Source organism: Vreelandella stevensii S18214, assembly GCF_000275725.1.
Classification (GTDB): Bacteria; Pseudomonadota; Gammaproteobacteria; order Pseudomonadales; family Halomonadaceae; genus Vreelandella; species Vreelandella stevensii.
In genome coordinates this window covers 254,912-266,799 of sequence record NZ_AJTS01000040.1, presented here as the reverse complement: position 1 = coordinate 266,799, position 11,888 = coordinate 254,912, and the positions used below count along the sequence as shown (strand labels likewise).

10 protein-coding genes are annotated in these 11,888 nt (G+C 62.3%); 5 read left to right on the top strand and 5 right to left on the bottom strand.

Going from position 1 to position 11,888, the window contains the following annotated elements; genetic code table 11:
* Positions 1–108: 108 nt before the first annotated feature.
* The 5 genes from HSS18214_RS0111630 to hemC form a co-directional block, all read right to left on the bottom strand.
* Complete coding sequence (locus tag HSS18214_RS0111630; protein WP_016915469.1) at positions 109–978, bottom strand: DUF72 domain-containing protein; 870 nt, start codon at positions 976–978, stop codon at positions 109–111.
* Positions 979–1,163: 185 nt separating this feature from the next.
* The gene (locus HSS18214_RS0111625) at positions 1,164–2,426 is read right to left on the bottom strand and encodes a heme biosynthesis HemY N-terminal domain-containing protein (RefSeq protein ID WP_016915468.1); all 1,263 of its coding nucleotides are present in this window, start codon (positions 2,424–2,426) and stop codon (positions 1,164–1,166) included.
* On the bottom strand, positions 2,423–3,805 hold the full coding sequence (locus tag HSS18214_RS0111620) for a uroporphyrinogen-III C-methyltransferase (protein ID WP_016915467.1): 1,383 nt from the start codon (positions 3,803–3,805) through the stop codon (positions 2,423–2,425). Before HSS18214_RS0111620 ends, HSS18214_RS0111625 begins: the two co-directional genes overlap by 4 nt.
* 43 nt (positions 3,806–3,848) lie before the next feature.
* Positions 3,849–4,601, bottom strand: a complete 753-nt coding sequence (locus HSS18214_RS0111615) for a uroporphyrinogen-III synthase (RefSeq protein ID WP_016915466.1) — start codon at positions 4,599–4,601, stop codon at positions 3,849–3,851.
* Positions 4,598–5,542: a hydroxymethylbilane synthase gene (gene hemC, locus HSS18214_RS0111610; RefSeq protein ID WP_016915465.1), complete on the bottom strand. Its 945-nt coding sequence runs from the start codon at positions 5,540–5,542 to the stop codon at positions 4,598–4,600. Before hemC ends, HSS18214_RS0111615 begins: the two co-directional genes overlap by 4 nt.
* A 135-nt stretch (positions 5,543–5,677) precedes the next feature.
* Here hemC and HSS18214_RS0111605 point away from each other — a divergent pair, with 135 nt between their 5' ends.
* The 5 genes from HSS18214_RS0111605 (at position 5,678) to dapF (ending at position 11,874) form a co-directional block, all read left to right on the top strand.
* Positions 5,678–8,122, top strand: a complete 2,445-nt coding sequence (locus HSS18214_RS0111605; protein ID WP_016915464.1) for a sensor domain-containing protein — start codon at positions 5,678–5,680, stop codon at positions 8,120–8,122.
* A gap of 119 nt (positions 8,123–8,241) precedes the next feature.
* Positions 8,242–9,645: an argininosuccinate lyase gene (argH, locus tag HSS18214_RS0111600; protein ID WP_016915463.1), complete on the top strand. Its 1,404-nt coding sequence runs from the start codon at positions 8,242–8,244 to the stop codon at positions 9,643–9,645.
* Positions 9,645–9,770 (top strand): LPS translocon maturation chaperone LptM, encoded by a 126-nt coding sequence (gene lptM, locus HSS18214_RS18830; RefSeq protein ID WP_016915462.1) that lies wholly within the window; start codon positions 9,645–9,647, stop codon positions 9,768–9,770. Before argH ends, lptM begins: the two co-directional genes overlap by 1 nt.
* On the top strand, positions 9,770–11,041 hold the full coding sequence (gene lysA / locus HSS18214_RS0111590; RefSeq protein ID WP_016915461.1) for a diaminopimelate decarboxylase: 1,272 nt from the start codon (positions 9,770–9,772) through the stop codon (positions 11,039–11,041). Before lptM ends, lysA begins: the two co-directional genes overlap by 1 nt.
* Positions 11,041–11,874 carry a diaminopimelate epimerase gene (dapF, locus tag HSS18214_RS0111585; RefSeq protein ID WP_016915460.1) on the top strand — a complete coding sequence of 278 codons (834 nt, stop codon included), beginning with the start codon at positions 11,041–11,043 and terminating at the stop codon, positions 11,872–11,874. The genes lysA and dapF overlap by 1 nt, the downstream gene beginning before the upstream one ends.
* Positions 11,875–11,888 lie beyond the last annotated feature (14 nt).

The window sequence follows — 11,888 nt, the reverse complement described above, 5'->3', positions numbered from 1 at the left end:
TTGCGCCGATGTTCGGAAAAAAGAGATTGCCAGCGTGCTTTTCCGAAAGAACGCGCAATTTATCCGATCAAGGGTAGGCTTGCCAGTGAGCCAGCCTAAAAAGGCGGCTTAAAATAGCTGGCTCTGCTTTTCCTCGGCGAAGGGCACCAGGTCTGCCAAAGCGGTCTTGGCCTGCACCAGGCGATAGAGGTGGCGAGCCATCTGGGGAGACTCACGGTTGTCTGCGGTATGCACAAATAAAAAAGGGGTTTTCCCCTGTTTTATCCACAGGCTGAGCTGTTCTATCCAAGGGGCGAAGTAGCGAGTGTTGATCGCTTTGTCAATATGCCCAATGAAGCGAATGATGGGTTGTTGACCAGTGGAAAGCACGTGTAGCGGGAGTTTCGGCTTCTCCTGCTGGGCGTGGGCCAGCCCAGCGTGCCCTTCATGCGGCGTAGAGAATACCGGGCGCACATCCAGCATGACTCGGTTGACTGAATAAGTTATCAACAGGCGGTTCAAGGCCCTCTCTGCGTCACCCTTGTGGAAAAAAACAGGGTGGCGAACCTCTACCGCACAGGGCAAATGCGCTGGCCACTGGGCGAGCAGGGCTTCCAACCGGGGGAGTTCGGCAGGGACAAAGTCTCTGGGTAGCTGCACCATGGTAGGGCCTAGCCGGTCGTGCAGGGGCGTCAGCGCGTCCAGAAACGCCCAGGCATCCCCAGGTTGGGCCAGACGCTGGTCGTGGGTAATCCGGCCCGGCAGCTTGAAGCAGAAGCGAAAATGCGGCGGCGCCTGGCGCGCCCAAGCGGCGATGACATCGGGTTTGGGCGTGCCACTGTAAAACGTCGTATTGCCCTCGACGCTGGAAAACACCGCCGCATAGTCGCTGAGCAGCTCGGTTTTGGCCTGGCGAGGATAGAGGCTGCCCTGCCAATCCTGATTGGCCCACATGGGCAGGCCAAGATAGAGGGGGAGGGCGGGGGTTGCGCCGATCATGTCAACAGGGGGCCTTCATCATGCCATCAAAACATCAGTGTAACCGTTTAGCCGTTTTTCCCGCAGCCTGGACGACGCATACCGCGGTAGCCATTGCCGCGTGAATGGTTACTTGCCCTGCCCATAACGCAACAGGGTGCCCCTCGGGGCACCCTGTTGCATTCAAGCGACCTTCCTTGCGAGGGTCATGCCTTGCGCGGCGTTGCTTTCTGGCCACCCTGCTTGCTGTCATGGGCATCGCTGGGCTGTGGCAGTGAAGGCAGCGACTTGGCCAGCATGTCCACGCTGTGCCGGTAGTAGAGCTGGCTCTTGTTGTGCTCGCCCAAGCTGGCGTACAGGCGTGCAAGCTCGGCACAGACCTCACCGTTCGGGCGCTGGCGCTGGCTGGCCTCGAAATACTCAAGGGCCTTTTCCCACTGGCCAACCCGTAGTGACAGGCGGCCACAGGCCAGCAGCAGTTCCGGGTCGTTGGGGCGCTCTTGCAGCCATTTCTGCGCCTTGGCCAGCTGGCGCGCGGCGTCGACGTTCAGCAGGCCATAGCGCTTGACCAGGCGCGCATCCCAATGATGGTCCAGGGAGTGATTGAGCAGCCGCTCGGCAATCGGTTCTTCGTTGGATTGCAGCAGGGCTTCGGTGTAGAGCACGATCAGCTCGGTATTGGCCCGCAGATAGTCGGGCATGTCGGCCCATAGCCCGCGCACACGCTCGATATTGGACGGGTTCTTGGCTTCGAACAGAATCAGCTCCCGGTAGGCCTTGAACTCCAGCTGCTCGCGCTCTTGCTGGGTAATCAGCTTCTGCGCGGCCAGGCGTGGAATGAGGCGACGCAGCCCTTCCCAGTCGTTGACGCTCAAATGCACCTGCTTGAGCAGTTTCAGCACTTGAGGATGGTTGGAGAGCTGCTTGTCCAGTCGGTTGAGGATCGCCAGCGCTTCTTCGGGCTGTTGGCGGTCGATCATCAGCTGGGCCTGCATCAGGCCAATGGCGGTGTCGGCGCCGTCGGTGGTGAGCTGCGCCTGATTCAAGTGCTCCTGAGATTTCTCGTGGTAGCCCTGATAGTGGGCCGCCAGGGCGGCTGCCAGGTAGTTCACCAGCGGGGTGCTGGAGTCATCGGCAGCGCGTACCAAGGTCTTCTCGGCTTTTTTCCAGCGGCCTTCGGTGAGCGCCACCAGCCCATGTACGGTGCGCTTCATGGCGCGGCGGTTGCGGGCGCGGCTGTTCCAGGTGCGAAAGCGCCCCACGGGACGAATGATGCCGGTCAGCAGGCGCAGCACGAAGTGCAGCACGATGAAGGCCGCCAGCAGCAGTACCAGACCGAACCAGAACGACGTCTGGACCGAGGTGTCGCCCACTCGAATCAGCCAGTAGCCGGGCACTGACATCATCAGGTGCCCAAACAGTGCGCCAACCGCCAGGCCTGCAACGATCAGCAGGATAAGTTTTCTCATGCATCACCTCCGTCCTGGCGGCGCGATTCGAAGCGATTGTCGATGAAGCTGGCCAGTGCCTGCTGGGAAGCACTGATGTCCGGCAGCTCGGGCTTGACCTGAACCTGCTTGAGCTCCTGCAGACGCGCGATGACGCTTTGGGTTTCTTCGCGCTCGGTGGCGTAGTAGCCATTCAGCAGTTCCAGCGCCTTGTCGAGGCTGGCTTCATACAGTTCCTGCTCTTCTTGCAGCAGGGCCAGCTGCGACTGCTCCAGCACCAGACGCAGGCTTTGACGCAGATAGGACTCTTGTTCCGGTGTGATCAGCGTTTCGAGGGCTTCATCGTGATGACGAATGACCACGAGGTCTTTCAGCTCTTCACCGAAGCGGGCCAGCTGGCGCTGGAAAGTGCCGGTCGGCGGCTGCTCGATTCCTGATGTTACGGCGCGCTCTTCGATCTCCTGGGAGAGCCGTAGGCCTGAAATGCGCTCCTGCTGCGCGTTGAGCGCCAGGTAGATACCGGTACGGTCGACACGGGGCACGGCATCCAGTGCGGCCAGCTCGCTGGCGATTTCTCGGCGCACCGAGGTGAGTGCCGGGTTGTCGGCATCGACCAGGCGAGCATCGGCAGTACGCAGCAGGGCAGCGGCACCATCCACATCGCCTTCGAGCTGCAGGCGTTGGTTCGCCAGACGCAGCAGGTAGGCGGCTTCGGCGTGTAGCCAGTCGCGCTCGTCGGTTTCCTGCTCTTGTGACAGTTGGGCCAGCACCTCATCCAGGGTGCTGTTGACGTCGCTGCGGTAGCTGTCCAGCTCGCTGCGCAGTTCGCTCATGGTGCTGTCCAGCGCCTGACTGCGCTCGGCTTCACCGGACTCTAAACGTGCTTCCAGGTCGCTGACCGAGGCTTGTGTGGCGCTGTCCTGGGTCTGTTGGGCCAGCTCGTCGATGCGCTGCTGCTGGCTATCCAGGCGCTGCCAGCCTTGCCAGGCAACGATACCCAGGGCGAGTGCCAGGATAACCACCAGCGCAATGGCAATGCCGCCACCCTTGCCGTTTCCGCCACCGTTGTTGGAGGGCGGCGGCGTGGGCTTCGCGCCGCCGCCTGCTGGAGCAGGCCCGCTGTGTCTGGCAGGCTTTTCATCTGCCGGTTTGGCGGTGGGGTTGGTATCTGCGACGCTCTCTTTCGGGGTGTCGGCCGCTGCGGTTGCCGCAGGGGTCGCTGCCGTATTGCTGGTGTTTTTATGCCGCCGCCGTGAACGGCTGTTCTTGGCGGCATAAGACGAAGAGCCGTGGGTGCCCGAGTCTCGGGTGGCGGTGGCGTCACCAGCAGGGGTGCCGCCCTTGGATGCATCGGTAGACGCCTGGTTGACGCCTTCCTGATCAGTTGGTTGTTTGCTCATCTGTCGCTAGCCCTTATTAAGTTCCTTGATCGACATCGGCACCCTAGGGGTTGCAGGACCGATCCAACGCGGCCACCAGCGCAGCCGGCGTTGCTCCCGACGCCACCTTGAGGTCACAAAAACCCAGTCTACCGGCCAGTGTAGCTAAACGGCGACTGGAAACGATTAGCGGTTGGTTCAACGCAGCTGGACCACACCATTTTGCCAGATATTCAAGTAGTTCGCCGCTGGTGACGATTAACGCTCGGTAATGGCCGTTTGCCAGACACTGCTGCATGGCCGCCGAGGGCGGCTGGTATACGCGCCGATAAACGGCCAGCCGAGTGACGCAGGCGCCCCGCTCGGTCAGCGTATCCGCGAGCAGGGTGCGTCCCCCTTCTCCAGCGACCAGCAGCACCCGCTGATGGTCCAGGCGGGCCAGCGAGGCCAGCGACAGGAGTGCTTCGCTGGTGTCTTCTCCCCGCTGGGGCGGGGGAACACGCACTCGTACGCCAAGCTGGTCATGCAGTGCACTGGCAGTGCTGCGGCCCACGCTGTAATAATCGATGCCGATTGGCAACTGCGGCCAGTAGCGATCCAGCGCTTCACTCAAACAGTAAGCGGCAAAGGGACTGACGACTACTATCTTATGGTACTGATCGATATCCAGCCAGATTTGGCGCTGCGTCGCATCTTCCGCCAATGCTTCCAGGCGCATGACGTCCAGAGGTGCAACCTCCCACCCCTGCTCGCCTAGCGCGTAGGCTAGTGCGTCGCCGCGTTCACCGGGGCGACAAATCAGCACCGGTAGCGTCATACGTTGCTGCCGTAGACCTCGGCCAGGATGTCACCAGCCCCCTGATCCAGCAGCTCTTCGGCGATGCGAATGCCCAGTGCTTCCGGTTCGTGAATGGAGCCTCGGCCTTCGGCACGCAGTACCTCGGTGCCTTCCGGGTTGCCCACCAGGCCGCGCAGCCAGAGCGTGTCATTGGCTTTGTCCAGTACGGCGTGGCCTGCGATGGGCACCTGGCAGCCGCCTTCCAGGCGGGTATTCATGGCGCGCTCGGCGCGCACACGGGTGGCGGTGTCCGGGTCATCCAGCGGGGCCAGCAGTGCAATCAGGTCGGGATCGTGCAGGCGGCATTCGATGCCCAGCGCCCCTTGGCCGCAGGCAGGCAAACATACTTCCGGTGGAAGCGCCTGGGCGATCCGGGCGTCCAGCCCCAAGCGCTGCAGGCCTGAGGTCGCCAGGATGATGGCTTCGAACTCGCCGTCGTCCAGCTTGGCCAGACGAGTTTGTACGTTGCCGCGCAGGTTGAGAATCTGCAGGTCTGGGCGCGCTTCACGGAGTTGCAGGCCCCGGCGCAGGCTGGCGGTGCCGATGCGGGCACCTTCCGGCAGCTCCTCGACGCTGGCGTAATGGTTCGAGACAAACGCATCGGTTGGGTCGGCGCCTTCCAGAATGACCGACAGCCCCAGCCCTTCAGGGAAGTGCATCGGCACATCCTTCATGGAGTGCACGGCGATATCGGCGCGGCCATCCAGCATGGCGTCTTCGAGCTCCTTGACGAATAATCCTTTACCGCCGATTTTGGAAAGCGGCGTGTCGAGGATCTTGTCGCCTTTGGTGGACAGCGGAACAAGCTCGACCTCCAGACCATCGTGGGCCGCCATCAGGCGGTCGCGAACATATTCGGCTTGCCACATGGCCAACTGGCTTTTTCGCGTGGCGATGCGCAATTTCGTGATGGGTAACACGTTATACTCCCTTTGCCGCTGACACGGCGCGTCGAACTGTGATAATTCTCATCATAAAGCACCCGGCCACACAGTAAAAATAACCGGTCCATTTAAGACCCGCGCGCGATGCGCCCAACCCTGCCTGGAATGCCCATGTCCGTTGATGAACCGCAAGGCAAGTTAGACCAGTTCTTCCTGCTTTCCCAGGACTTGTTCTGCTGCATCGACTTTGCGGGTAAGCTGCTCAGCGTCAACCCACGCTTCGAGACCTTGCTGGGTTATGAGGCATCGGCGCTACTGGGCAAGCCCTGCAGCGTCGTGGTGGAACCCCGCGACCATCCGGCCATCGAGGAGGCCCTGGCGCGGCTGTGTCGTGGCGACAAGCTCGACGCCTTTTCGGTGTGTGCACTGACCGCCGATGGGCGCAGGGTGTGGATCGAAGTCACCGCCTCTACCGGCGATCAGGTGATCTACGTCATTGCTCGGGATATTACCCAGCGCAAGGCGGTAGAGAAGCAGCTAAGACGTAATCAACGGTTGTTCAGGATTGCCGGTGAAACCGCTCATATCGGTGGCTGGTATGTCGATACGGTCAATAATGTGCCGGTGTGGTCCGATGAGCTGTGCCATATCCACGGCATGCCCGCCGGGTTTCAACCTTCCACGGACGAGGCGTTTGCATTCTACGCGCCGACATCCCGTGAGCGGCTCAAGCGCGATTTTCAGGCCTGTGCGGCGGAGGGTGTCAGCTTCGACGGCGAGTATGAAGTCATCACCCGCCAAGGGCAGCGGCGCTGGGTGCGTGCCATTGGCCGAGCCGTGCGCGATGAGCAGGGGCAGATCATTCAGGTTCAGGGCTCTAGCCAGGACATTACCCAGCGCAAGGCTACCGAACGCCAGTTGACCCTGCTGGAGCGCAGCGTGGAGTCCAGCACCAACGGTGTGGTGATCGTCGATGCGCAGCAGCCGGACCTGCCGATGGTCTACGTGAATAGCGCTTTCGAACGTATCACCGGGTACTCTCGTGACGCGGCGCTGGGGCGTAACTGTCGCTTCCTGCAGGGCGAAGAGACGGATTCGGCAACGCTGGCACTGTTACGCAAGGGCATCCAGGAGCAGCGGGACGTGCACGTGGTGATCCGCAACTATCGCCGCAACGGCGCGCCGTTCTGGAACGATCTGTACATTTCCCCCGTGCGCGATGAGAGGGGTGTGGTCACCCACTTCATCGGCGCTCAAAACGATATTACCGCCCAGCGCGAGTATCAGGCCCAGCTGAGCCATAACGCCAACCATGATGCGTTGACAGGGCTGCCCAATCGACTGCTGCTGGATCAACGGCTGGCCCAGGGGTGCCTGCTGGCCAAGCGTTATCACCGTTATTTGGCCGTACTGTTCATCGACCTCGATGATTTCAAGCCCATCAACGACACTCTGGGTCACGAAGTGGGCGACTTCATGCTGTTGGAAGTGGCTAAGCGGCTGGAGGGAGAGCTGCGGCCCTGGGATACCGTGGCGCGCTTTGGTGGTGACGAATTCATCGTGCTGTTGCCGGACCTTGCCCATGAGCACGATGTGCTGCAGGTGGTCGAGCGGCTGCTGGCCCGAGTATCGGCTCCTTATTGGTATCGCGGCAGCGAGCTGCGCATGACCGCCAGCATCGGTATTGCCACCGACGACGGCACCATCAAGGAGCCGCGCCAGCTGGTGCAGCAGGCGGACCTGGCCATGTACAAGGCGAAGCGACGGGGACGCAACACCTTCCAGTGGTACACCGACGAGCTGAACCGCAAGGTGACCGAGCGCGTCAACCTGCGGCATGCGTTGCAGCAAGCCATTGAGCAGCACCAGTTCGAACTCCATTACCAGCCGCAGATTGATCACCGTGGGCGAGTGGCGGGGGTCGAAGCGCTGATTCGCTGGCATCACCCGGTGCGCGGCAATATCCCGCCTACCCAGTTCATCAGCCTGGCCGAAGACACGGGCCAGATCATTCCGATCAGCGAGTGGGTGCTGGCCACCGCATGCCGCGATGCGCTGGAACTCAATGCGCTGAACGACACCCCAATCACCGTGGCCATCAACGTCTCGCCCATGCAGTTTCAGCGCCCGGGTTTTCTCACCTCGCTGGAGCAGGTGCTGGCCGACAGTGGTCTGGCACCCGCGCTGCTGGAGCTTGAGCTGACCGAAGGGGTGTTGATGGACAGTGCCGAATCGACCATTCAGGCCCTGCAGGCCATCCGGCGGCTGGGCGTGCACATTGCGCTGGATGATTTTGGCACCGGGTTCTCCAGCCTCAGCTACCTCAAACGCCTGCCTATCAACAAGCTGAAGGTGGATCGCTCCTTCGTACGCGACGTCGCCAACGATACTCGCGATGCCGCCATCGTCGAGGGGGTGGTGACCATGGCCGACAAGCTTGGCCTGGAAGTGCTGATCGAGGGCGTGGAAACGGCCGAGCAGTTTGCCTACCTCCGCCAGCTCCAGTGCGACCATTTTCAGGGCTACTACTTCGCGCGCCCGATGAGCCTGACGGCGCTGAAAGACTTCCTGCGCACGCCCTTGTCCTCCCTGGATGCCCCTGCCGAACTGCCGTGAAGGTGAGGGCTGCCGAGCACACTGAGCAGAGTGCTAAAACGGCGTGCCGCTCGGCGGGGTGACTCTGGTACACTTTCCGGTAACGACTCCTTTAGTTTTGTCAGCAGGATATATCACCGATGAGCCAAGCTACGAATCAGTCCTGGGGCGGCCGCTTCAGCGAGCCTACCGATGCCTTTGTCGCACGCTTCACCGCGTCTGTGAATTTCGACCAGCGCTTGGCGCGCCAGGATATTCAGGGCTCGATTGCCCACGCCACCATGCTGGCGCGGGTGGGGGTACTCACCGAGGACGAGCGTGACGCCATCATCAATGGCCTGACCGAGATTCAGGGCGAGATCGAGCGCGGCGAGTTCCAGTGGTCGGTGCCGTTGGAAGACGTGCACATGAACATCGAAGCGCGGCTGACCGACAAGATCGGCATCACTGGCAAGAAGCTGCACACTGGCCGTTCGCGCAACGACCAGGTGGCCACCGATATTCGCCTGTTCATGCGTGATGAAATCGATGTGATCGAGGCCGAACTGACAAGGCTGCGCGATGGCATGATCACGCTGGCCGAGCGGGAAGCCGATACCATCATGCCTGGCTTTACCCACCTGCAGACGGCACAGCCGGTCACTTTCGGCCACCACCTGCTGGCCTGGCAGGAAATGCTGGCCCGCGATCACGAGCGCCTGCTGGATTGCCGCAAGCGGGTCAACGTGATGCCGCTGGGTTCGGCAGCGTTGGCGGGCACCACGTACCCCATCGACCGCCACGTGACCGCCGAGCTGCTGGGCTTCGAGCGCCCATCGGAAAACTCGCTGGATGCCGTGTCGGATCGCGACTTTGCCATCGAATTCACCAGCTTCGCCAGTATCCTGCTGATGCACCTCTCGCGCATGAGCGAAGAGCTGGTGCTGTGGACCAGCGCGCAGTTCAATTTCATCGATCTGCCTGACCGCTTCTGCACCGGCTCCTCGATCATGCCGCAGAAGAAAAACCCCGACGTGCCCGAGCTGGTGCGTGGCAAGACAGGCCGCGTGTATGGCCACCTGATGGCGCTGTTGACGCTGATGAAGTCCCAGCCGCTGGCCTACAACAAGGATAACCAGGAAGACAAGGAGCCGCTGTTCGATGCCGTCGATACCGTGCGCGACTGTCTGAAAGCCTTTGCCGACATGGTGCCCGCCATCGAGCCGAAGAAAGACAGCATGTACGAGGCTGCGCGGCGTGGATTCTCGACTGCCACCGACCTGGCCGACTATCTGGTACGCAAGGGCGTGGCTTTCCGTGATGCTCACGAAATTGTCGGCCTCTCCGTGGCCTACGGCCTGAAGAGCAAGAAAGACCTCTCGGAAATGACGCTGGAAGAGCTGCAGCAGTTCTCCGCGATCATCGAGCAGGACGTTTTCGAGGTGCTGACACTGGAGGGCTCGGTGGCGGCGCGTAATCACATTGGTGGCACGGCACCGGACCAGGTGCGTGCCGCCGCCAGCCGTGCCCGTGACGCGCTGAAAGCGCTCCAGGGTGCCTCATGATGCGCGTTGCCAGTGCCTTGGGCGCGCTGCTGCTGGTGGCGCTGCTGCTGGTGGGCTGCGGCCAGAAAGGGCCGCTCTACTTGCCTGACGATACATCCGATTCGGCCGCCGAGCAGGAGGGGTAATGGATCACTTTAACTATCGCGATGGCGTGCTCTATGCCGAAGACGTGCCGCTGACGACGCTGGCCGCCGAACTGGGCACGCCCTGTTACGTCTACTCCAAAGCCACCCTGGAACGCCACTTCCGGGCCTACACCGAAGCGCTGGGCGGCCATCCGCACCTGATCTGCTATGCGGTGAAAGCCAATTCCAACCTGGCGGTACTGGGCCTGCTGGCACGTCTGGGTGCCGGGTTCGATATCGTCTCGGTGGGTGAGCTGGAGCGGGTGCTCAAGGCGGGAGGCGACCCCGCCAAGGTGGTGTTCTCCGGCGTGGCCAAGCAGCCCCATGAAATGGCTCGGGCCCTTGAAGTCGGGATCAAGTGCTTCAACGTCGAGTCGCGCCCGGAGCTGGAGCGCCTGAACGCCGTGGCGGGTGAGCTGGGGAAAATCGCCCCGGTCTCGCTGCGCGTCAATCCGGATGTCGATGCGGGTACCCACCCGTACATCTCGACCGGCTTGAAGGACAACAAGTTCGGCATTCCCGTCGATGATGCGCTGGACGTGTATCAACTGGCTGCCAGCCTGCCCCATTTGCGCGTGACGGGGCTGGATTGCCATATCGGCTCACAGCTGACCGAAACCGCCCCGTTCCTGGATGCCCTGGAGCGCCTGCTGCTGCTGATGGAGCGCCTGCGCGAGCAGGGTATCGAGATCGACCACCTGGACCTGGGAGGTGGCCTGGGCGTGCCTTACCGCGACGAGAAGCCGCCCCAGCCCTTCGACTACGCCAGCCAGCTGCTGGCGCGCCTCTCCCGCTGGGAAGGCGGCGAGACCCTGACGCTACTGTTCGAGCCGGGCCGTTCCATTGCGGCCAACGCGGGCCTGATGCTCACTCGGGTGGAGTTCCTGAAGCCTGGTGAAACCAAGAACTTTGCCATCGTCGATGCGGCCATGAACGACCTGATTCGCCCGGCGCTGTATCAGGCGTGGCAGGCCATCGTGCCGGTGGATACCCGCACGCCCCGTGAGCCGGCTACCTACGACGTGGTCGGCCCGGTGTGTGAAACCGGCGACTTCCTGGGCAAGGAGCGGGAACTGGCGATTGCCGAAGGCGACCTGCTGGCGGTGCGCTCTGCGGGCGCTTACGGTTTCGTGATGGCCTCGAACTACAACAGCCGCCCACGCCCGCCGGAAGTGATGGTGGACGGTGACCGCTACCACGTGGTGCGTGCGCGGGAAAGTCTGGAAAGCCTGTGGGCGGGCGAAGCGCTGCTGCCGGAAGGGGCGCGCTGATGCTGCTGCACTTCACCAAGATGCACGGGCTGGGCAACGACTTCATGGTGATCGATCTGGTCACCCAGCGTGCCCGCCTGCGCGACGAGCAGATCCGCCAGTTGGCGGATCGGCGCTTTGGTATCGGTTTTGATCAACTGCTGATCGTCGAACCCCCGCGCGACCCGGACATGGACTTTCGTTATCGTATCTACAACGCCGACGGTAGCGAGGTGGAAAACTGCGGTAACGGAGCGCGCTGCTTTGCCCGCTTCGTGCGTGACCAGCGCCTGACCCACAAGCACGAAATTCACGTGGAGACCGCTGGCGGCCCGCTGGTACTCAACGTCCAGCACGATGGCATGGTGCGGGTGGACATGGGCGCGCCGCGCTTCAATCCGGCCACGCTGCCCTTCGAAGCCACCGGCGACCAGCCTCTCCACGAGGTGGAGGTAGACGGTGAAACGCTCTCCCTTGGAGTGGTTTCCATGGGGAACCCCCATGCCGTGCTCCAGGTCGAGGATGTCGAGCGTGCGCCCGTCGAACGGCTGGGTCCGCTGCTGGAGTCGCATCCTCGCTTTCCCAAGCGCGTCAACGTGGGCTTCATGCAGGTCGTGTCGCCCAACGAGATTCGCCTGCGGGTCTTCGAGCGAGGCAGCGGGGAAACGCTGGCCTGCGGGACCGGGGCCTGTGCGGCGGTGGCCAGTGGCATTCGTCAGGGGCTGCTGAAGAGCCCGGTCAAGGTCTCCCTGCCGGGTGGCCAGCTGAGTATCGAGTGGCCTGGCCCAGAAGCCTCGCTGGTCATGGTGGGGCCCGCTACCCGAGTGTTCGACGGTCGGGTATCACTCAACTGATTCGAGGAGAACGG